Source organism: Sporosarcina sp. 179-K 3D1 HS (assembly GCF_047228905.1).
Taxonomy (GTDB): domain Bacteria; phylum Bacillota; class Bacilli; order Bacillales_A; family Planococcaceae; genus Sporosarcina.
In genome coordinates this window covers 81,535-104,447 of sequence record NZ_JBFEGI010000014.1, presented here as the reverse complement: position 1 = coordinate 104,447, position 22,913 = coordinate 81,535, and the positions used below count along the sequence as shown (strand labels likewise).

The following is a 22,913-nucleotide window of genomic DNA, read 5'->3' as shown; positions in this document are numbered from 1 at the left end:
TGGCCAAGTATATTTGCGTCATAAGGAAGAGCTTGAAAACATTGCAAGGGAATTTACACAAGATTAAGGACTTGACTTAGACAAATCGGTTATAAGCGGTTGTTTTGAAATATGAGCGGTTTTCCGCAGTTATAGGCGCTCGTGACGAATTATGAGCACCAACCTAAAGTTTATGAGCGGTTCTTCAAAAATATAAGCGCCAATCCATTTTTATGAGCGCATTGTCCCCAATAAGAAAAGGACTGCCTATACAGGACAGCCCCTTCTCTTTAATTACTTGATGAAGATGAAGTATAAAATGAAGATGACAAACAATCCATACATGATCGGATGGACTTCTTTCTTTCTGCCACTTAAGAGCATTGTCAGCGGATAAAAGATGAAGCCAATTGCGATTCCAGTTGCGATACTGTATGTCAACGGCATAGTAATAATAGTCAAAAATGCCGGAACCGCAATTTCGAAACTTTTCCATTCTATATTCCCTAGTGTCGAAACCATCAGCACACCTACGATGATCAAGGCCGGTGCCGTCACATGTGAGGTGATGACCATGAGAACAGGCGAGAAAAAGAGAGCTAGAAGGAATAACCCACCTGTTACAATGGAAGCAAAACCTGTTTTTGCGCCAGCGGCAACACCCGCAGAAGATTCAATATACGATGTTGTTGTCGATGTTCCGAAAGTCGCTCCCGTCACCGTTGCAAGGGAATCTGCCAAAAGAGCTTTTCCGGCTCGGGGCAACTTATCGTCTTTCATTAGACCAGCTTGGTTGGCGACAGCTACGAGAGTACCTGCCGTATCAAAAAAGTCGACAAATAAAAACGTAATGACGATAACCAAAAATTGCGCGGTCAACAGTGAGCCCGGGTCATTAAAGATCGTTTGGAAGGCCGCCCCGAAAGTAGGTGCCACGCTTGGCACTTTGTCCACAATCTTTTCAGGGACATCGATAAGATTCACAAGCATCCCTACGATTGTAGTGGCAATCATTCCGTAAAAAATGGCTCCCTTAATTTTCCGCACCATCATGATGACGGTAATCACTAGTCCGAAAATCGCTAGCAGCGTTGGACCGTTTGACAAGTCTCCTAACGTCACAAGTGTGTTTGGCTCGGCTACGATGATGCCTGCATTTTGGAATCCAAGGAATGTAATGAACAAACCGATCCCCGCTCCAACGGCAAATTTCAATTGGGCAGGAATTGCATTGATGATTAATTCACGTAAACCGGAAAGTGACAGAATAATAAAGATAATCCCAGAGAATAAAACGCCTGTTAATGCAGTTTGCCAAGGAATGCCGTATTGCAAAACTACAGTAAAAGCAAAAAACGCATTCAAACCCATGCCCGGCGCCAGTCCGATCGGATATTTCGCGATGATCCCCATAAACAAGCTTCCGACCGCCGCAGCCAAAGCGGTTGCGACGAAAACTGCACCCTTGTCCATACGCATGGAATCCGGCAGGTCTGGGATGACATCCAATGATAACATCAGCGGGTTGACCACCAGTATGTAAGCCATTGCTAAGAACGTTGTCAGTCCACCAATAATTTCGCGACGATACGTCGTGCCCAGCTTGTCAAATTCAAAATACTTTTTCACTATTAATCTTCCTTTGAATTGTATTAGTTGATTGCTCAACGATTTGCCGTGTTCCTGTATGAACATGAAAAGAAGCATACGACACACTTGTCGTATGCTTCTCCCATTACCATTTTAAATAGAAGGTAAACCTCCTATTGGAAAATGAACGACTGACTTTTCTTATTCCCACTCGATTGTTGCAGGTGGCTTCGATGTAATATCATATAGAACCCGGTTGATATGCGGGACTTCGCGTGTAATCCGGGAACTGATTTTCTCCAATACATCCCACGAAATTTTCGCCCAATCAGATGTCATGCCGTCCACGGAATGAACTGCACGGATGCCGATCGCATAATCATATGTTCTTTTTTCATCTCGGACCCCAACACTTCTTATGTCAGGCAAGACGGTGAAGTATTGCCAAATGGAACGGTCCAGTCCCGCTTTTTTGATTTCATCTCGAAGGATCCAGTCGGATTCGCGGACGATTTCCAATTTTTCTTTGGTGATTTCGCCAAGTACTCGAATGCCGAGACCTGGCCCAGGGAATGGTTGGCGGTGAACAATCTCATCTGGAAGACCAAGCGCCGCACCCAATTTCCGGACTTCATCCTTGAAGAGGGCTGTCAATGGTTCGATCAACTCAAACTCCATGTCTTCGGGCAAACCGCCGACATTATGATGCGATTTGATCGTTTGCGTCGTTGCCGTCCCGCTTTCGATAATATCCGCATAGATGGTCCCTTGTGCAAGGAAGTCGATACCGTCCAGCTTAGCCGCTTCGTCATCAAAGACGTAGATAAATTCATTTCCGATCGTTTTCCGTTTTGTTTCCGGGTCGGAGATGCCTTTCAACTTGTTGAGGAAACGCTCACTGGCATCAATTTTGATAAAGTTCATATGGAATTGGTTGCTGAATGTATCGACAACACTTTCCGCTTCACCTTTACGAAGAAGACCATGATCCACGAACATGCAAGTCAATTGATCTCCGATCGCCCGGTGGATCAAAGCTGCGACTACCGAGGAGTCCACACCGCCGCTTAGGGCGCAAAGCACTTTTTTATCGCCGACCGTCGCACGGATTTTCTCCACTTCGATTTCGATGAAGCTCTCCATCGTCCAGTCGCCTTTCGCTTCGCAAATTGCAAAAACAAAATGGCGCAGAAGCTCTTTTCCATGTTCGGACTGGCTGACTTCCGGATGATATTGCACACCGTACACCTTGTTCGTATCGTTACCAATCGCTAAGATCTCTTCGTCAACACCGCTTGCAGTCGCCGTGAATTCTGCCGGCACAGCTCTCAATCTATCTTGGTTGTTTAGCCAAACTTCTTGCTGTACAGCTTGTCCGCTGAATAGCTTGGAGTTCGCATCGACTGTCATAGATTCTTTCCGATCTTCCGCTTTGTCGTTCGGAACGGATTCTCCACCAAAATGCTTCGCGATCAAGTGCATTCCGTAGTTAATTCCAAGAACAGGAATGCCCGCCGAGAAAATCTCCGGATCGATTGTTAAGGCTTCTGCATCTTCCACCGACGTAGGTCCACCGGATAAAATGATTCCAACGGCGTTCATTTTCTCGATGTCCTCCGCCGTCACCGTATGTGCATGAAGTTCACTGTATACACCGAATTCCCGAATCGTCCGGGTGATCAATTGGTTATAGGAACTTCCCAAATCAAGTATTACGATTTTTTCCTGTTCTACTAATAAAGGAGCTGTTGACATTCGACCGACCTCTTCCTTTTTATTTCCGATATTACCCATAGAGTACCCGATTATCAAAAAAAGACACGTTAGAAAGTCTTTCTTTCCACGCGTCTCATTATCTACAAAAAGGCGAAAAGAGCCCCTGACTGAGCTAATTCCGCCTTCATAGTCAAGTCATTTCCGGTGACTTGGTAGAAACATTCGAACCAATTATCGAACATATATGAGGGCATATCGGGTTTTTATTCTTTTTTCATCTTACTTCTAATAAATTCAAAAATCAACCCACTGTCTTTTTGATTAAATCTTCCCATATTTCCTGCAAATGCAACCAATCGTGCTCCTTGGTATCCCCACCATAAAAGCCTTTTTCAAACGCATTGGTCAAGGTCATCATGGAAGTTCCACCGAAATGGAGATCTACTTCCGTTGCATAGTCGGACAATGTCATTCCAGGGTGCCTCTTCAGGCCAACCCGATCCAGCTGTTTCAACAAGCTTCCGTACTGCTTGAGGAACCCATCCCAATTGCCCGCTTCGGACTTTTGCCAACGCGTCAACAAGACAGGCAACCATCTGGCACGCTGCACATAAATCATCGCACCAACTAGCAGGATTGCGAAGCCGATAAACACGGTCTTCACCGTATTTCCTTGAAACCATTCATCCAGTGCTGCAATGAATCCCCCAAAGCCCCCCTCTTTTTTCAATGTAGGCTTCTTTTCATTTTTGTCTTCCTGGGGACGTTGCTGTTCCTTCTTTTCGGGAGTATCTGCATTTCCGACGTCCAATTCAAGATCGTAGTCGATATCCGCTGTGCTCGTAAAGCCGATTGTCGGTTCGAATGGCATCCAACCGACCCCCGGCATATAGGCTTCCACCCAGGAGTGCGCTTCATTGTTCGTAATGCGATACACTTTCTCTCCATCAGTGTTCCTTGCTTCCTCACCAGGGGCAAATCCTTTCACCCAACGGGCGGGAATGCCAATTGAGCGCAACATGACAACCATGGAGGTAGAGAAATTATCACAATAACCTCGCTTTGTTTCGAATAAAAATTGATCCACATAATCTTGGCCAGTTTTTGGAATGGCGATATCCTGCTGGGCATAGACGAAGCCGTTTCTTGCAAAATATCTCTCGATTGCCTTTGCCTTTTCATAAACACTTTCCGATTCCCCCGTTACCTCCAACGCTAGTTCGCCCACCCTGGATGGCAACTGATCGGGCAATTGTAAATAAGGGTTCAGATTTTCCGTCGCATGAGAGAATCCATCCATGGAAGTTGCGCGAAGGGTTTTCAAACTAAATTGGGGCTCATCAAATTCCAGTTCGTAGGACGGGAGTTGGACCGCAGAGAACGAGCCATTATTTGCCCGACCGATCACCGTTGCATATTTTCCTGTGGCATTTGACTTGATCAGCTGTATACCTCTGTCTGCATTCACTTTCTGTAAACCGTACGGATATAAAAGAAATGGAAACGGTTCGGAAAAAGTAAGTCCCGCCTGTTGCAGAGGTTCGTCTGTGGAGCTACCGGAGCTCAACTCCTCCCCTACACCATAGACTGTCTGTTCATTGGATGGAGAGACTTGTTCCCAACCTTTAGAAGTGTACGTATTTTTAGTTTCAATCTTCCAATATTGTCGCTTCGCTACTTTCGCTTCGAAAATTAACGTGTCATCTTGGACGAATGAACCGCCCAGGCGGGAATCATCCTGATCGTAACCACTCTTCATAACTCCAGCCAGATTGCCTGACTCCTCAACGCCTTGCACGACAGAACGGACATACGGGACGGGATCTGGCCACACCGGCTCACCCTTGGGCAAATAATGCGCCAATGCGCCACTCACAGCAACGACCAACAACAATGGAAGCGAGATCAATAGATACGTGCGAAACTGCAGGGGCTTCCGATGCTTTTGGGCAATCCTTGAAATGGTCAACAGACCGAGCAATAAACATCCCGATACCATGATTCGGAATATCGAATGCTCAGCTGAATACGGACTAAATGTATCGATGAATGAAATAAAGACGACTGTCATGATATAGAACAGCAAAATGCTCTTCTTTACCTCTATCCAATAGCGTATTAAATACGCTGTCATCCATAAGAGAGCAAAGAACAAGACCGTTCGGAACGGGCTCGAGATCCCTTCCCATTGCCCATTAAGAAGGATTGCCAAATTCGCCATACCATCTTCCAATAAAAGGGCAAGCGCTCGCTTTGAGAAAAAGAGTTCATGAAAGAAAATATAATGAACAGCCCACAAAATATAGAACATTTTTAAAGGAATTGACAACCACCATTTAATTTCAAAAAAGGCCAATAAGAAAAACAAGGCGACAAATAGTAGAAAAAGGGGTAAACTCCCGGATTGTGTCAACTCCATCACCGGAAGTAGCCATTCCCAAAGCAGGACAAAAGCAAGTATATAGAGCAAGATCAGCATCCATTTGTCAATCTGTCTTTCATTTCTCATCGGGCCACCTCATTGAATATCTCAGAAAACGGTTTTCGGTATAACGGATACACTTTGATCCCTTTCGATCTGGCTAATTGGAAGGTGCCGCTCTCATTGCCATACGCCCCTGATTCCCAACTCACGATAGCAAAGCAAACGATTGAGCGCGACTGTTGAAATTTAGGAAGCACCGATTGAAATAAAACCTCATCCGGATTACCTGTGATGAAGACAGCACTTTCACTATGCGGAACCAGCGTCATGTCTACGAGCGGATGTACTGCATCAGATGGTTTAATTTTGGCCAATTGGACGAATGCTTGATGGAATTGTTCCTCGGAATGAATCGAATGGAACACGTGAGGAGTTTCCCCGAGAATGACGAATGTCAAGGCTGTTTGCTTTCTTGACATTTCCTGTAACAGGGATGCCGCAAGCTCGACCTGATCTTCAAATGTATCGGATTGCCTGCCGTCCAATACAAGGAAAAGCTGCTGCCCCTTACCTTCGTCGAACTCTTTCGTCATCAAGTTTTGTGTCTTAGCAAATGACTTCCAGTGAATCCATGCCATGCGATCCCCTGCCTGGTACTCGCGGACTCCCGTTACCATCGCCAAATCTCTCGGGATATTTCTTACAGCGTCTGTAGAACCTGTTTCCGAAGAATTGTCATGCGGTTGATATGGAAACTCTGTAACCTTCGGATAGACAAGAATTGTTTCCGGCAAGTCGAGCATTGCCGTTTTTTTGATCCAGCCGAAGAAATCCGACAGTTCGATTTCAATTCCTTGCAGCCTATGCTCTCCTCTTGGCATTCGGTCAATCGTATATGTCCACTCGACCTCTTTCGATATTCCAACCAAAAAAATCTGTTTCATCTGGCTGCCCGCCCAGGCATGGACACCTAAACCTTCTCCGATTTCGGTGGCGATCATATATAGCAACGGAAAACGATGTTTTCGTTTCAGCCGGACGACCACAGTCAAACTACCCCCACGGTGCACGCGGGAAGTTACAATCTTTCGCTCCGCCTTTATGGCTGAAATCGGATAAAAAAAGAGTAGGATGGAATAACTAACAAATGGCAATAGAATATAAAAGATAGTCCAGCTAACCATACCGCCTTGGAACATAGCAAATACGAAAGCAACTGCAAGGAGGAATAAAACGAAGAGTAACCGTCCAACTAGGGCGATCCTTTGACGGGTCTTCATCTTGCAAACCTTGATCGATCGACTGGTACTCGAACCTCGCTCAAAATCCGATTGATAATAGCCATCGTGGATACCCCTTGGAACCGCGCTTCCGGCTTTAGAATGATTCGATGGCCAAATACATAGGGCGCCAAATACTGAACATCATCCGGCGTGACATATGTTCTTCCTCTCCCTAGCGCGTACGCTTGGCAACCTTTCATGAGAGCAAGCGATCCCCGTGGACTCACTCCCAGGAAAACATCAGAATCCTCTCGTGTCGCCGACGCACAATCGACGATATAAGACTTGACGGTATCATCGACTGTCACAGCCTTCGCCGCTTGTTGCAGTCTGCGCAATTCGTCTAGGGTAATGACGGCATCCAAATTCTCGACAGCCACTTCCTCCACCGCACGCCGGAGGACTTCCACCTCTTCCACTCTGGATGGGTACCCCATTTTTATTTTGAATAAAAAGCGGTCCAGTTGTGCTTCGGGTAGCGGATAGGTCCCCTCATACTCAATCGGATTCTGCGTGGCCATGACGAAGAAAGGTTGTGGAATTTGGATCGTTTCCCCATCTACAGTCAAAGAGGATTCTTCCATGCTTTCGAGAAGAGCGGATTGCGTTTTGGGCGAGGTACGGTTGATTTCATCAGCCAAAATGATGTTGCCAAGAATCGGACCGGGTCGGAATTCGAACTGCATTTCTCTCGGATTGTAGATCGAAACACCAAGGACATCGGACGGCAGCAAGTCCGGTGTAAACTGGATCCTCTTAAAATCCGCACCAATCGATTTTGCGATCGCTTTCACCAACATCGTCTTCCCCACGCCCGGCACATCTTCCAACAGGACGTGTCCACCCGCCAGGAGTGCAGTCAAACCAAGTTCAGCGATTTCGCGCTTGCCGATCATAACCTTTTCTATATTATGTAATACCTTTTCTATCATCTCTCCACTTGTCATTCACGTTTCCCCCATTGCTTAAGCGATCTGTTGGCCCCTGCCCCATTCTACTTCGGTGAAAAGCTTGCGGTAAAACACTATTTAAATGAAGCTAAATACTTACATCCATCATACAGGAAGAACGTATCTTCTACAATGAATGAAGATAGCTGCAAAAAGGACAGGGCTTCCCGATATGGGATGCCCTGTCCAGTCATTTCCAGAAGTCATCAAAGATATTAATCGGCATATGCCGTTTATGTTGGGAACGAAGATAATGGTTTTCGATCGCTTGGCGTGGCCCATCCGGAATCTGCTTCCCTTCCAGATAATCGTCGATATTGTCATAGGTGACGCCCAAAGCGACTTCGTCCGGGATGGCCGGCTTTTCATCTTCCAAATCCGCGGTCGGCACTTTGTTATACAAATGCTCCGGGCAATTCAATTCCCGTAGCATTTGTTTCCCTTGCCGCTTGTTCAAACGGAAAATCGGCATGAGGTCCGCCCCGCCGTCTCCGAACTTCGTATAGAAACCGGTGATCGCCTCGGCTGCGTGATCGCTGCCCAGCACGACGGCATTATGCATGGCCGCAATCGCATATTGGACTTTCATCCGTTCGCGCGCCTTTTCATTGCCTTTTGCATAATCGGACAACGTAACCCCTGCCTCTTTTAAGGCACGTTCGCTCGCATCAACCGCTTCTTTGATATTGACTGTGTATATTATTGAAGGATCGATAAAGTCCAACGCATCCTGACAATCGTCTTCGTCAAATTGAGTGCCGTACGGAAGACGGACTGCGATGAATTTGTAATTATCATTCCCATCCTCACGATTCAATTCATCGACTGCCATTTGAGCCAGCTTCCCGACGAGCGTGGAATCCTGCCCTCCCGAGATTCCGAGAACATATCCATGCAGGAATGGATTTTTTCGCATATACGCTTTCATGAAATCGATCGATTTGCGGATTTCCTCTTCCGGGTCAATCACGGGCTTCATTTTCAATTCGGCAATGATTTTCTCCTGCAACGTTGTCAATGTTCTTTCCACCTCATTTATTTTCAATATAGTGCTCCACCATCTCCTGGACCTCTTGAATGTTGCGCATTTTATTGTCCCAACATTTTTGGCTCAAGTCTACCGGGTATTCTTCCGGATTTAATGATCGTTTGTACTCATCCCAAAGCAGCCCTAGGTTTCCGTGGGCATATTCCCGCATTTCAGAAAGCGGCGGATTTTCATAGATGATGTTCCCTTGGTCCACGACTTTGACATGCAGATTCTTTGCCTCGAAATTCGTCACAAATTTTGAAATGAACGTATGGACAGGGTGGAACATTTTGATGCGTTTTTCGGAAGCCGGGTCTTCATCATACATCGTGATGTAATCCCCTTCTGCCATACCGTTTTCCCGGTCGATGATCCGGTAGAGTTTCTTCCGTCCAGGGGTTGTCACTTTTTCGGTTGTCGATGAAATTTTGATCGTGTCCTCCATTTCACCCGCTTCGTTTTCAATGGAGACAATTTTATAGACAGCCCCTAGTGCAGGCTGGTCGTAGGCCGTGATCAATTTTGTACCGATTCCCCAAACATCAACACGGGCTCCCTGCGCTTTCAAGTTCAGAATGGTGTACTCGTCCAAGTCATTGGATACGATAATTTTGGCATCCGGGAATCCTGCTTCATCCAGCATTTTGCGGGCCTCTTTTGAGAGGAACGCAATATCGCCGCTATCTAGCCGGATGCCTTGGAAGTTGATTTGATCCCCGAGTTCCTTCGCCACTTGGATGGCAGTCGGCACACCGATTTTCAGCGTATTGTAGGTATCCACTAAGAACACACAATCTTTATGGCGCTTGGCGTAGGAATGAAATGCTTCATACTCGCTTTTATATGCTTGGACCATGGAATGGGCATGCGTCCCTGCCACCGGAATGTCAAACCGCTTCCCCGCCAGGACATTACTCGTCGCTTCGATGCCGCCAATATATGTAGCACGTGCGCCCCAAATCGCCGCGTCCATCTCATGCGCCCGGCGCGTCCCGAATTCCATGACCACTTCATCTTTCACCACTTGCTTGATACGGCTCGCTTTCGTCGCAATCAACGTCTGGTAGTTGACGATATTCAGTATAGCCGTTTCAATCAGCTGCGCCTGGATTAACGGAGCTTCCACCCGCATGATCGGTTCATTTGCAAAAACGAGCTCGCCCTCTACCATTGAATAGATATCACCCGTAAAACGGAGTTCTTTCAAATACGCCAAGAAATCTTCCTGATATCCAACCTCATTTCGAAGATAGGCAAGGTCACTCTCGGTGAAACGAAGTTCCCGCATATAATCAAGAACACGTTCCAAGCCTGCAAAAAGAGCATAGCCATTCCCGAATGGCAATTTCCTGAAAAACAGTTCAAACACGGCTTTCCGATTATGGATTCCGTCTGCCCAATAGGATTCCGCCATATTGATCTGATAAAGATCTGTATGTAATGTCCAGCTATCGTTTGTATAGTTCGAACTCATCGCAATCTCCTTCTTCCACTTCCAAATGTGTATTAGTATACACCAGTATACTACATGTACCCGGAATCTGGCCGGTTCTAACCTATAGGGGAGCCAATATCCATTGTTCCTGGGCGCGCCACAGGAGTTATGAGAGTTTGCGCGGGATTCTGAGCGCTCCATACAAAAAGTGCCGGGCAGCCGCCCGACACTTTTCATTTTCTTATCGTTTCATGATGACCCCTGTAAAATCGAAATTATCCGGATCCGGGCCGACCCTTTTGTTTTCATTCAGCGACCCGATATTTTCCATCTCTTCTGCAGTCAGTTCGAAATCAAAGACTTTTGTATTGTCGATGATCCGGCTTTGCGTCACTGATTTCGGAATCGTCACGACGCCGTTCTGCAAGTCCCAGCGCAGCATGACTTGCGCTGTTGTTTTGCCGTATTTTTCAGCAATTTCAACCAACACCGGATTCTCCAGTAATTGTCCCCGCATGAGAGGAGACCAGGCCTCCAACTGAATGCCGTTTTCTTTGCAGAATGCCAGGAGTTCGACTTGTGTCAAGCATGGATGATATTCGACCTGGTTGACCATCGGATTAATTTCAGCCTCGGCCATCAGGTCCTCCAGATGGTGTATATTGAAGTTGCAGACGCCGATAGCCCGAGCACGTCCGTCTTTGTATAATTTCTCGAGCGCCTTCCAAGTGTCTTTGTACTTTCCAGGTTCCGGCCAATGAATCAAATACAGATCCACGTACTCAAGATCCAATCGTTTCAAGCTGTCATCGAATGCTTCTAATGTAGCCTCATAGCCCTGATCCGAATTCCATACTTTGGTTGTAACGAAGATTTCTTCACGGGGAACACCCGATTCTTTGATTCCTCGTCCGACACCTTCTTCATTACGGTAAATTGCGGCCGTATCAATGCTACGGTACCCTGCTTCCAATGCCCATTTCACCGCATCGACCACTTCTTGCCCTTCCTTGGATTGATAAACCCCCAAGCCCATCCACGGCATTTTCACACCGTTAGCCAAGGTAGCGCAATCCTGCAAATGTTTCGCCACCATTCCTACCCCTCCTACACTATGTAATACGACCATATTATCATAAGGTACCGGTACACCACAGAGGGATGCTTCCAGCGAAAATACCCTTGCAATAAAAACATCCTCGTGATAGAGTTGGATAAATCAATCTTATCAAACAACTTCATATCTGTATTCTTATCCAGAGAGACGGAGGGATTGGCCCTACGATGTCTCGGCAACCAGCCTATTGAGGTATGGTGCTAATTCCAATAGGCGAACTGCCTTGAAGATAAGGAGATTGACTTCATAAATTCTGAGGGTCCTCTTCTTCGAAAAGGGCGCTCTTTTTTATTCCATTAAGAAAAGGATGAATATGATGACGAAGAGAAGCTTGGCAACAACGTTAGTGCAACTGGGGAACCATAGCGACGTGAAAACAGGGGCGATCAACCCGCCGATTTATTTATCCACCGCCTATAAGCATGATGGCATCGGAAAAACGACCGGATACGATTACACGCGGACGAAAAACCCTACCCGAACGATACTGGAAGAAGGTATTGCCAAACTGGAAAGCGGGGATGCGGGATTCGCCTGTAGTTCCGGGATGGCCGCTATCCAATTGGTCCTTTCTCTCTTCCGCTCGGGCGATGAAATCATCTGTCCCGAAGACATTTACGGGGGGACCTATCGCCTTTTAGACTACTATTCTGATGTGTATTCAATTCATACAACATATACTGACTTTTCCAAGATTGAAGAAGTGGAAAAATGTATTACCGAAAACACTCGTGCATTGTTTATCGAAACACCGACAAACCCACTTATGCAGGAAATCGATCTTGAGACGTATGCACAACTCGCGAAGCAACACGGTCTTCTATTAATTGTAGATAATACTTTCTTGACGCCCTATTTCCAGCGTCCTATCGAATATGGAGCAGATATCGTCCTACATAGCGCCACGAAATATATTGGAGGGCATAATGATGTTCTAGCCGGCCTGGTTGTGGCGAAAGGCGAAGAGTTGTGCGAGCAATTAGGGAAAAATCATAACGCAATCGGGGCGGTACTCTCCCCTTCCGATTCATGGCTCGTCATACGCGGCCTGAAAACCCTCCATTTGCGAATGAAACAGCATGACGCAAATGCGAAGGCGATTGTGAAATATTTGGAGAGCGAACCGAAAGTGAGCGAAGTCCTCTACGCGGGGCAAGGTGGAATGCTATCGTTCCGCTTACAAGAGAGCGCATGGGTTGGCCCATTCTTAGAAAACATTCAGCTCATCACATTTGCGGAGAGTCTGGGTGGCGTGGAAAGCTTCATCACGTATCCCACAACGCAAACCCACGCGGACATCCCGGAAGAAGAGCGGATACGGCGCGGCGTCTGCGACCGGCTACTGCGTTTTTCGGTCGGTGTGGAAGAAGCGGAAGATTTGATTGACGACTTGAAGCAAGTATTCGCGAAATTGGAAAGCGAGGTACCCCAACCATGAGCAATCAACGATTGGAAACGAAATTCATCCATGCTTCAACGAGCGGTGACTTTGAACAGAAAACTGGGGCGGTAAATGTTCCGATTTATTTGTCGTCCACATTCCATCAGGAGAATTTTGATTCATTCGGCCCGTATGATTATAGCCGCTCGGGCAATCCGACGAGGGATGCGCTCGAAAAGACAATCGCCGAGTTGGAGGGCGGTGCAAGAGGGCTCGCATTCGCATCAGGGATGGCAGCCATTTCTTCCGCTTTCATGTTGTTGAAATCCGGGGACCATATCGTCGTGACAGAGGATGTGTATGGCGGAACGTTCCGTTTCATTACTCAAGTATTGACGAAGTTTGGCATTGAGCACACCTTTGTCGACCTGGCGGATTTGGAAGCGACCGCACAAGCGATTCAACCGAATACGAAAGTGATTTATATGGAGACGCCATCGAACCCACGCCTCGGCATTACGGATATCGCCGGAATCGTGGAGATCGCGAAAGCGAATGGCTGCCTAACCTTCTTGGACAATACGTTCATGACACCGCTCTACCAACGGCCAATCGAACTTGGTGTCGATATCGTACTGCATAGCGCAACGAAATTCCTGTCCGGCCATAGTGATATCATAGCCGGACTAGCCGTGACGAAAGATGAAGAACTCGGCAACCAGCTCGCCTTCATCCAAAACTCATTTGGTGCGATCTTGGGAGCACAAGACTCGTTCTCCCTAATCCAAGGCATCAAAACACTTGGCGCACGGTTGGCACAGTCGTCCGCTTCCGCGAAGAAAATCGCCGCCTATTTGAATGAACACCCGCTTGTCGAACACGTTTTTTATCCAGGATTGACCGGCCATCCGGGCCATGCCATCCATGCCTCCCAATCTTCTGACGCGGGTGCGGTCCTGTCGTTTCGATTGCCGAACCGAGAAACGGCCAAAGCCTTTGTTGACCAAGTCCAAATTCCGGTATTTGCTGTCAGTCTCGGCGGGGTGGAATCGATCCTATCCTATCCGGCACAGATGTCCCACGCAGCGATGCCAAAAGAGGAGCGGGAAAAACGGGGAATCACCGACGGCCTGCTGCGTTTTTCCGTAGGTTTGGAGCATGTCGATGATTTGATTGCAGATTTTGACCAAGCGCTCCAGGCTGCTGCCAAAGTGAAGCAAGAAGTGTCCATCTGAATACCAATAAGGGTTTGTCATGACGATTGTAATTACAGCCATGGGCCTCCCCATGGTTGTTTTCTTATTTGTTCGGAGTGTGTCCAATTGATTATGAGCGCGCAGCTGGGATTATGGGCGGGCCGCGCGAGATATCAGCGCTCCACACGAGTTATGAGCGGGCCGCGCGAGTTATCAGCGCTTCATGTGAGTTATGAGCGTCACGCGCGAGTTATGAGCTCCGCGCGGGAGTTATCAGCGATTCGCACGACTTATGGGCGCCACGCAGGAGATATCAGCCCTCCACACGAGTTATGAGCGCCCACGCGGAAGTTATCAGCGCTCCACACGAATTATGGGCGCCCCGCGCGAGTTATCAGCGCTTCACACGAGTTATGAGCGCCACGCGGAAGTTATAAGCGCTTCACACGAGTTATGAGCGCCGTGCGCGAGTTATCAGCGATTCGCACGACTTATGGGCGCCACGCGCGAGTTATCAGCGCTTCACACGAGTTATGAGCGCCGCGCGCGAGTTATCAGCGATTCGCACGAGTTATGAGCGCCACGCGCGAGTTATCAGCGCCGCGCGCGATTCATGAGCACTCCGCGCAATGTCCTGATCAAAATTTATAAAATGTGATTAGATATTTTCAACCATTTCTTATTACAAAGGTGTATAATTCCTTATATACATCATCCCAGTTACCACCAGAAGGAGTGTTTAATTTGAGTCAAACTAATCAACGTGCTTACAATTTTAATGCGGGTCCATCTGCGCTGCCGTTGGCGGTACTAGAAAAAGCGCAACAGGAGCTTGTCAATTTCCGCGGCACAGGTATGTCCGTTATGGAATTGAGCCACCGCAGTCCAGCGTTTGAAGAAGTACATAATGCCGCCATCAATCGCTTGAAAGCTCTATTCGCTATTCCGGATAATTACGAAGTCCTCTTTCTGCAAGGCGGAGCGAGTCTTCAATTTTCCATGATTCCGATGAACTTTTTGCCAGAAGGCCAACAAGCGGGCTACGTCATGACTGGTTCTTGGTCCGAAAAAGCCTACCAGGAAGCGGAATTGCTTGGCAAGCCGTACGAAATCGCGAGCACGAAAGACAATAAATATCGCAATATCCCAGCGTTGGATGAACTGCAATTCAACTCCACGGACGCCTATGTCCACGTCACTTCCAACAACACGATTTACGGAACACAATGGAGCGAATTCCCGGACACGGGCGATGTTCCGTTAATCGCCGATATGTCGAGCGATATTATGTCAAGACCTGTTGACGTCAGCAAATTCGGTATGATTTATGCGGGCGCGCAAAAAAATCTAGGACCATCTGGCGTAACAGTCGTCATTATCCATAAAGACCTTCTGGAAAAGGCGAAAAGCGAACTTCCAACTATGTTGAAATACAGCACACACTCCAAGAACAATTCACTTTATAACACGCCTCCGACATTCGGCATTTATATGCTCGGTGAAGTGTTGAACTGGATTGAAGAAAAGGGCGGGCTGGAAGCCGTCGCTAAGCACAATGAAGAAAAAGCAAAACTGATTTACGATGCAATCGATGACAGCAATGGCTTTTACAACGGACATGCCACTCCGGACAGCCGTTCCCTTATGAACATCACGTTCACATTGGCGAATGAAGAGCTAGAGAAAAAATTCTTGGCAGAAGCGAAAGAAGCTGGATTTGTCGGCTTAAACGGTCACCGTTCAATCGGCGGATGCCGTGCTTCCACATACAATGCAGTACCAATCGAAGCGTGCCAAGCGCTCCGTGACTTCATGCTTGATTTTCAACAAAAAAATAGTTAATCCGCTTTACCAGACCTCTAGTCATAACCCTATGACTAGAGGTCTTTTTTCATTTTCCATCGGCTCCTCACCTATAGGTTGACCAACCAAGAATCCACCAAATTTCAACATATAGTAAGGATGAAGCCGAAGGGAGGTTATAAAATGGGATCACATCATTGTTGCTGTTCGCATAGACGACATGAGGATCATGATTGCATGAGCAGGCGTTCATCATGCCACTCCGATTGTGGCGGGCACTCTCACCACCATTGTGGCTGTTGTCGGTGCAGTGGATGCCGCCACTTCAGTATCCGATTGGCTGGATTGCAAAACGGGTTTCATTTCAGGCTCCAACGTTTGTTGTGGAGTGAAGCGCAGTTCAAGCTGGAGGATGGCACCGAAGTAAAAGGGACGATCGTTTCGGTCGGGTCAAATTTTGTCGAAGTTCTCATGGATGACGCCAGTTCCCGGGAAAATGAGACAACCCTTGATTTGGATCACGAAGTAAATGAAGTGGAAACCGAAAAGAGGGAACATCCAATCGGACGGACTTGGATTTTTTCAATCGATAAAATTTCGCACATGGAGGTTTCCGGTGAGAAGCCGCACTATCCTGGTCATTAACGGTCCAATAAGAAAGAAGTCAGCTAACATGTAAAACAAGCTGACTTCTTTCATTTATTGTTACATATACATAAGACACACCCGACTCAATGGAATTTCCACTTCTTTCTCTCCCACGGATAGACAGATCGTCCCCCTGTTTACCTGCTTCAAAATCCCGTGGAATGTTGAATCTTCCGTCAAGACTTGAAGTGTCCGTGCTTCCAGCGTCAGTAAGAAGACTTCCAGTCGCATTCTAAAAAACAAATGGATCAATTCCGGCGTGGACGCTACCAGCTCCCCGAAACGAAAAGTCAGCGCCTTCTGACAATCCTTGGAGGCATCCTTCAGTCGGGGATCGGGAAAAGTTTCGGCAAATCGACCGGCAGGCAGAATTTTTTCAATTTGCGAGTATGGCACAATGAAAGCCCCCTCCTCCACTTGAAGTACCACAAAATCGAAACCCGCGAGTGTGACCTTTCCCCGAACTGGCTTCCCGGATCGAGTCATAACTTCAACTGATAGACCCATTAATCCATCAAACACTTTTTGATAGGTTTCATTAGCCGATCGACCATCCGACAGAGCCAAATCCAGCAATAAGTCATTGGCATCCTGGATTGCCTCGAGTAGTTCAGGAGGCAGGTTATCCGTTGGAGAGGGGAGTTGAGGGTTCGAGAGGGAGTCCGGACATTTCTTCCCATTATCTTCATTCTTCATTTTGCATACCTCCTTTCCAGGTGAAAACTCTCCCTATTGCTCCAACGGTGGCAGTTTCGCAATTAACTTATCGTGAACTCGCATAATGCCCCACATGCCTTGTTCGATATCCCAGCGAATATTCCCAGATCGGTACATATAGTCTCCCGGGAAATTCCCATAAGCCCCTGCGCCTCCAAGCAATTCCAAGTTCTTCACTGCTCCTGCAACATGAAATCCGACAAAGGATTCTGTTCGGGATTTAATGTCTATCGTATCAAACCGCCAACGATGTCCATGCAGATGGAAAGTATGCGCTCTTCTTCTTTCAGTCGGTGTCACTAAGCGGATGGTCACAGGATCTCCCGCATAAGACTCAAAAACAGGAGTTACTGGATCTCCAAAGACTTTTGAACTAAACAACTCATGCAGCCTCGGATGTTTCCGATACCGATTGATAAGCCGTTCGCTCCGATAATTAATTCCCCGGGAACCTTGATCGTACGTGTCCAGTAAATCTTCATCAATTTCCGGTGGTGGTACTAAAATTCCATCAACCGGATCGAAGATGACATGCCCTTGCCTATCGTACAACCTTAGTCCATCGTGCATGATGATGACAAACTCACGAATATCAGGTAAGAGTGGATTCCGCAACACGACGTTCGCTCCCGATTTCACAGGTTTCAATGTATACGGATCGACATACTTCGTTCCTCTCGGCTCCGCGATGAATGCGCCAAATGCCCCCTGTGATTTATGGTTGCGGATATCCGCCATATCCCATAGCCCGCACACGCCTACTTGGGAATCCACCACCCAACGATACGTCCGTTTCTCCCCCGGTCCCACCGTTTGGTCGCCATTGAATCCGACCGTTTCCCCTGCTGACGTTTTGACGTCGTATTGGATTAATTGAGGATGCAAGGATATGCGTAAAGAAGGTGGATAAAATGCTTGTTCTTTCACAATGGGATACGGGTAGATCCCATTGTGAAACGGAAACTTATCCATTTCCAGCTCGCTCGTCAACGTCACTTCTACGGTATCCCCTACATTGGCCCGGATAATCAATGGTTCCGGCTGTTTGGTTCCATTTAAAATGGCCTCCTGGTCTTCTCGCAAGGCGAATATGATGCTGTGCGGGTCATGATCGCCGAAATCGTTATAAATTATCGGAGTTTGGAAAGAGACGACGTCAAAATAGCGGACCGGCCCCTCCACGGGAAGGACAGTTGGATCTTCCGCTTGCGGTGGTTTTTCACCCGTATACTCCGGTAGCGGTTTGGACCGCTTTAACGGCTCTGGTCGGTCCGTTAAGGAAATCAAATCTGGCACTTTCTCATCATACGCCCTGATCAACCCCCATAGCCCGTTCCATAAATCTTCCTCCGTTTCAAACGCCCATAAATAGTCGCCCGCCCTTTCGATATACGTTTCCATCGTAAAGGATTCCGAGATTCCGATATGCTGCTGTTCTTTTAAAGAGGAGTTCAGACTGCCCCGCTCTTTATGCCACCTCAGTCCATGCACATTGAAGCTATGGGATTCCTCTTGCGAGCCTTGCAAGAGCCGGATGCGGATCGAATCCCCTTCATACGCCCTCAAAATTGGCGTGATGGGATCCCCATTTTGATAGGAGCTGAACGTATAAGCCGGATCGCAATCTTTCCCTAACCGGAATTGCAACGGTTCGTTCTTATAATTCACTCCGAATAAACCCGGATCGTCATCGGAACTTGGATATTTTGGTGGCTGCAGCGGCTTTCCGTTTTTATCAAACAACAAAGTGAAATCCTGTACAAATAATGCAAAATCCCGATAGTCCGGGATCAATGGATTCTTGGCGGTAATTTGTGTTCCATGCACCACGGACTCCCCTGTTCGTGAGTCGAGGAATTCCGTGAAGCGTGGATGAACTACGCCAGAGCCGAATACACCATGCTGTTCATGAGCGTTCGGAAATAGGTGATCATGGAAAAACCACGCTTTTAATTCGACCTCCGCATAATAGGAATACTGGATGGTTTCGCCCGGCAATACGGAGGAGTCATAGTTCCAGCCTACATTTGCCCCATCGTTCACTAACACATCGAATTTGACGAAATGGATATGAAAACCGGTTTCATATGTTCGGGTGACAAGTTGAAAGGCGTCCCCGTCCAAAATATGCGGCAGGCGATTCGTATAATTGATTTGAAAAGTCGTATGGGCAGGTGTGTGAATGACGAGCGGCTCCGGTTCTTTTCTTCCCGCACAAATATCCTCCAAATCTTCATCCAACACATATATTCTTCCCTTAGGATCATGCCATCCTTGCTTATTGTACGTAATGGGCAGCTCGATCAACGAGATATTAAATTCCCGAACCGGAGCACCTTCAGGACAAGGGTCCGTAAAGACCGCTCCCGGCCTCGGATTGTCGATGGCCGCATGCCGTTCCAACTCCGTCAACCCGCGTCCCCCTACGATGCCAAGCGGCGGACGGGGCGCTTTATAGCCCACCTTTCCGGGAATGAAATTCGGAAACCCTGGTCTTTCGGCTGTCGGCTCGGGCGGTGCTTCCCGGTCGGGCAATGGGTGCAACGGCTTGATCGGAACGCCATTCGGATAACGTTGACTTCCATCTTGCAGGGTATTAAAAACACGATTCAGCCCCCACATGCCTGCTGCAAAATGCGGGTACAAGTGACAATGAATAATCGAATCACCGAAAGAACCTTGTAAGCTACCTAATCCGTAAACCGGCTCCACGGTATAATGGGATTGAGGACTGATCGATTGGGCATCAATAATTTCAGATTCCAGATCATTCGGATCACTTAACCATTGGTGGACGTGGTAATGAAAAACATGCGTTTCCTTTACCCCCCCGTGAACTACCCGGACTTTCGCAGGATCCCCGACATAGCCACGTAAAATAGGAGTCGAAGGATCTCCATAGACCCATGAATCGTGGTGGACTTCTTCCCCTTCACAATTGGGACAGACGACCCCTTCGGCAATCAACTGCTGCCGTCGATTAATTGGCTCGAAACGATAATTGGCGCCGTGGAACGAACTTTCCTCTTGGTTCGTCAAATGATTGATCGGCCGATTTCCCGTCAAATCATCCACTTCCATTTCATCATGGAACACCCACGCATACTCACGGAAAGATGGCAGAATTGGATGGTGGATATCGGCATACACCCCGCTGTTCATCGGCTTCCCTGTCTCCGGATCTGTCCACCACGAGAACCGGCGTTGAACAAATAGTGCTCCGAATAATCCATTTCCATTCGAGCCGTTCTCGCTGCTGGAAGGGTGGCCCAGATCCGAGAAGAAATAAATGCCTTCCTTAACAACGTGGACCCGGTACAGATAGGACTCGCTAGGTGGAACTGTACTGTCTTCATTCAGCCCGACGTTGGCGCCGTCCGCGGTTCGGACATCGTACTCCGCTTGCTGGAAATGAAGCCCTACGTGAAACGGCAGTTTATTCTCCAGCAAGATTTCCACTGTGTCCCCTTCATTCGCCCGAATAATGAGGGGCTGTACGAGATCTACCGGCATGAACGGATTTTCCTTAACCAACTGCTTCACTTTCTCTTCATTTTCTTTCAAAACATACATCATTCCGTTTGGATTATGGTCGCCGAACGCGTTCAAAACCATCCGAATCGGAATAGCTACTACATGATAATGTCTGAGCATTTACAACTCCCTCTTTTCTAGCTGTCTTTCAGATGAGGGATTTTGGCACCAATCCCTGTTTCAATATAAAAGACTTCAATGGAATGAATATGCAGCATCCATTCCTTTTTCTCCAATGCAGGAACGGAAGTCGTCTCCACATCCAAAACCACCATGTCTTCAACAATTGACTTGATTTTCCCAATGAACATAAAAGGAAAGGCTTCGGTTAATATAAAAACTCTGCGCCCGATATTCTTTCGAAAATAATGGACGATCGCTTCTTCTTTTATATCATTGGATGATTTGGATCCCTGTTTCCGCGCCAATTGCGGCCCCTCCTCGCTTATGTTAGTGGGAATGTCGTATCACTCGGCACTTCAGTCGAAAACGAAACAATCTGTTCCAAAGGAATACTTAATGGAAAAGGACATCGATAAAACGGTGCATTCACCATTTTGATGATAACGGGTGATAAAGTCAGATGACCCCGATGCACCTCCGAAACCGTCCCAGCAAAAACAGGCCGGAATACTTGACCCAGTAAATTCAATTGTGTCGCTTTCGTGATGACGAGCAGCTCTTCCCCCTTTAACTTTTCTAACTTCCCATGCAGGTTTTCATCTTTTTGTTCCATTCACCATGCCCTCCATCGTTTTATTGTTCGACTAAATGCAGTTGTGACTTGTTTCCCAAACCGTTTCCACTGAGAAAATAACCCGATGGTTGTCATATATCGTATTTCGCCTATTGGGATGCGGTGTTCCTTACGGAAGCGCTTTAGAACGCATTCCGTTTTGGAAGCGCCTTTTAATTTACCGAAGAACGAGGATTCCGCCGTGTCGACTTCCACCCAGATACCCTTCCAAGTCGAAAGATTGGTATGGAGAGTTTCCTCGAAAAATTGCCGGATCAAGGAATCCTTTGCAGCTACGGTCGCCCCAAAACGCAACACTAGCTTTTGCTGAAGTTGATTGTCATAGATATGGTGTTGATGCGGGGTTGAATAGGTAGGGAAACCAAAGGGGATGGTGGCGGAGTCGATGGCTTCGTACGGAATCCAAATCCGCTTTTTCAAGTCCGTCAACATGACAAAATTACGTCCGACTGTGGCGACCTTCCCCTCGGTCGTGATTTGTGCTTGCAGCTTGCCAGCTGAAATAATGACAACTTGCTGATGCCGTTTCATTTTAAAAAATTGTTTTAATAGAAGAGTTTTTCGTCGGGATTCGTCCCGACTGATTACGTGAAATAGATTTTTCTGCTGGATATATTCTGTGAGAATTCGGGTTTCCTCTGCTGAAACCGCGCTCGTCGGCGATGAATACGGTGGAAAACTAGGTGTTTTCACTTCCGGTTGACGGTCTGCTGCCAACTCGCTGAACTCTTCAGACATGCCGCTGGGCCCCCTTCCTTCATTTAATGAACTGCTCCAAATGATCGGCGATTTCCTCGATATTCACTCGTCTCGTACCAACCGCCATGTCATGATGCGATCGAATACGGTCCTGCGGATCAACGATATACATGGAAGTGGAATGGGTGACAAACCCGTCTGCACTTTTGGCATAGGTGAAGTGAAAGTATTGTGCAAATTGCTTTGTCTCCTCTTCCGTACCTCTCAAAAACAACCAATTTGGGCTTGATATCCCCATGTTGTCCACGTATTGACGTATTCTATCTCCCGTATCATATTCAGGATCCAGCGTGACAGCTAGGATGATGTACTCATCGTCAGCAATTCCTTTTTCTTGCATCACCACCTGGAGTTCTTGTAATTCAAAAAAGGTCATCGGACAAACATCCGGGCAACTAGTAAAGAAAAAGGTCACCAGCTTCGGCTTGTCTTGATGCGACACCTCTTTGCCATTCACCTCAGTGAATGGCCATTCTGTCACAGTTCCCATTTGCGGGAGCTCAAGCGATCGGGGCCAAAACAAGTAGAATGCGACCACTCCTAGAGTAAGAACAACGATACTCCCTACGATTCTCAGCAACTTCATCCCTTCC

General features: G+C 47.3%; 18 protein-coding genes and 2 riboswitches. Of the genes, 4 read left to right on the top strand and 14 right to left on the bottom strand.

Annotation, left to right across the window (positions count from 1 at the left end):
* Positions 1 to 273: 273 nt before the first annotated feature.
* The 8 genes from AB1K83_RS15940 to AB1K83_RS15905 all read right to left on the bottom strand — a co-directional run bounded on the left by AB1K83_RS15940 (position 274) and on the right by AB1K83_RS15905 (position 11,504).
* Positions 274 to 1,608, bottom strand: coding sequence for an NCS2 family permease (locus tag AB1K83_RS15940; RefSeq protein WP_413059210.1), 1,335 nt, complete (start codon positions 1,606 to 1,608; stop codon positions 274 to 276).
* A gap of 162 nt (positions 1,609 to 1,770) precedes the next feature.
* Positions 1,771 to 3,324 (bottom strand): glutamine-hydrolyzing GMP synthase, encoded by a 1,554-nt coding sequence (guaA, locus tag AB1K83_RS15935; RefSeq protein WP_413059209.1) that lies wholly within the window; start codon positions 3,322 to 3,324, stop codon positions 1,771 to 1,773.
* Positions 3,325 to 3,452: 128 nt separating this feature from the next.
* Positions 3,453 to 3,553: riboswitch (purine riboswitch) on the bottom strand.
* A 33-nt stretch (positions 3,554 to 3,586) separates the two neighbouring features.
* Positions 3,587 to 5,794 carry a DUF4129 domain-containing transglutaminase family protein gene (locus AB1K83_RS15930; RefSeq protein WP_413059208.1) on the bottom strand — a complete coding sequence of 736 codons (2,208 nt, stop codon included), beginning with the start codon at positions 5,792 to 5,794 and terminating at the stop codon, positions 3,587 to 3,589.
* A complete protein-coding gene (locus AB1K83_RS15925) occupies positions 5,791 to 6,990 on the bottom strand; it encodes a DUF58 domain-containing protein (protein WP_413059207.1) in 1,200 nt (399 codons plus the stop codon). Before AB1K83_RS15925 ends, AB1K83_RS15930 begins: the two co-directional genes overlap by 4 nt.
* Positions 6,987 to 7,940: an AAA family ATPase gene (locus AB1K83_RS15920; RefSeq protein ID WP_413059206.1), complete on the bottom strand. Its 954-nt coding sequence runs from the start codon at positions 7,938 to 7,940 to the stop codon at positions 6,987 to 6,989. The genes AB1K83_RS15925 and AB1K83_RS15920 overlap by 4 nt, the downstream gene beginning before the upstream one ends.
* Before the next feature lie 193 nt (positions 7,941 to 8,133).
* Complete coding sequence (nadE, locus tag AB1K83_RS15915) at positions 8,134 to 8,961, bottom strand: ammonia-dependent NAD(+) synthetase (RefSeq protein ID WP_413059205.1); 828 nt, start codon at positions 8,959 to 8,961, stop codon at positions 8,134 to 8,136.
* Positions 8,962 to 8,974: 13 nt separating this feature from the next.
* A complete protein-coding gene (locus AB1K83_RS15910) occupies positions 8,975 to 10,447 on the bottom strand; it encodes a nicotinate phosphoribosyltransferase (protein WP_413059204.1) in 1,473 nt (490 codons plus the stop codon).
* Between the two features lie 202 nt (positions 10,448 to 10,649).
* Entirely contained in the window at positions 10,650 to 11,504 is an 855-nt protein-coding gene (locus AB1K83_RS15905; RefSeq protein ID WP_413059203.1) for an aldo/keto reductase, read from the bottom strand.
* A 153-nt stretch (positions 11,505 to 11,657) separates the two neighbouring features.
* A riboswitch (SAM riboswitch) is annotated at positions 11,658 to 11,761 on the top strand.
* Positions 11,762 to 11,841: 80 nt separating this feature from the next.
* Here AB1K83_RS15905 and AB1K83_RS15900 point away from each other — a divergent pair.
* From AB1K83_RS15900 to AB1K83_RS15885, 4 genes are all read left to right on the top strand, one after another.
* Entirely contained in the window at positions 11,842 to 12,963 is a 1,122-nt protein-coding gene (locus tag AB1K83_RS15900) for a methionine biosynthesis PLP-dependent protein (RefSeq protein ID WP_413059213.1), read from the top strand.
* A complete protein-coding gene (gene metC, locus AB1K83_RS15895; protein WP_413059202.1) occupies positions 12,960 to 14,141 on the top strand; it encodes a cystathionine beta-lyase in 1,182 nt (393 codons plus the stop codon). The genes AB1K83_RS15900 and metC overlap by 4 nt, the downstream gene beginning before the upstream one ends.
* Before the next feature lie 705 nt (positions 14,142 to 14,846).
* Positions 14,847 to 15,944: a 3-phosphoserine/phosphohydroxythreonine transaminase gene (gene serC / locus AB1K83_RS15890; protein WP_413059201.1), complete on the top strand. Its 1,098-nt coding sequence runs from the start codon at positions 14,847 to 14,849 to the stop codon at positions 15,942 to 15,944.
* A 342-nt stretch (positions 15,945 to 16,286) separates the two neighbouring features.
* Positions 16,287 to 16,550 (top strand): hypothetical protein, encoded by a 264-nt coding sequence (locus AB1K83_RS15885; protein ID WP_413059200.1) that lies wholly within the window; start codon positions 16,287 to 16,289, stop codon positions 16,548 to 16,550.
* Between the two features lie 60 nt (positions 16,551 to 16,610).
* Here AB1K83_RS15885 and AB1K83_RS15880 read toward each other — a convergent pair whose 3' ends face one another.
* The 6 genes from AB1K83_RS15880 to AB1K83_RS15855 are packed head-to-tail and all read right to left on the bottom strand — an operon-like array spanning position 16,611 to position 22,900.
* Positions 16,611 to 17,249, bottom strand: coding sequence for a hypothetical protein (locus AB1K83_RS15880; protein ID WP_413059199.1), 639 nt, complete (start codon positions 17,247 to 17,249; stop codon positions 16,611 to 16,613).
* Positions 17,250 to 17,282: 33 nt separating this feature from the next.
* Positions 17,283 to 20,924, bottom strand: a complete 3,642-nt coding sequence (locus tag AB1K83_RS15875; protein WP_413059198.1) for a multicopper oxidase domain-containing protein — start codon at positions 20,922 to 20,924, stop codon at positions 17,283 to 17,285.
* A gap of 17 nt (positions 20,925 to 20,941) precedes the next feature.
* A complete protein-coding gene (locus tag AB1K83_RS15870; protein WP_413059197.1) occupies positions 20,942 to 21,232 on the bottom strand; it encodes a hypothetical protein in 291 nt (96 codons plus the stop codon).
* Between the two features lie 17 nt (positions 21,233 to 21,249).
* Positions 21,250 to 21,540, bottom strand: a complete 291-nt coding sequence (locus AB1K83_RS15865; RefSeq protein ID WP_413059196.1) for a hypothetical protein — start codon at positions 21,538 to 21,540, stop codon at positions 21,250 to 21,252.
* Positions 21,541 to 22,299: a hypothetical protein gene (locus AB1K83_RS15860; protein WP_413059195.1), complete on the bottom strand. Its 759-nt coding sequence runs from the start codon at positions 22,297 to 22,299 to the stop codon at positions 21,541 to 21,543.
* A gap of 19 nt (positions 22,300 to 22,318) precedes the next feature.
* Entirely contained in the window at positions 22,319 to 22,900 is a 582-nt protein-coding gene (locus AB1K83_RS15855) for an SCO family protein (protein WP_413059194.1), read from the bottom strand.
* Positions 22,901 to 22,913: the final 13 nt, after the last annotated feature.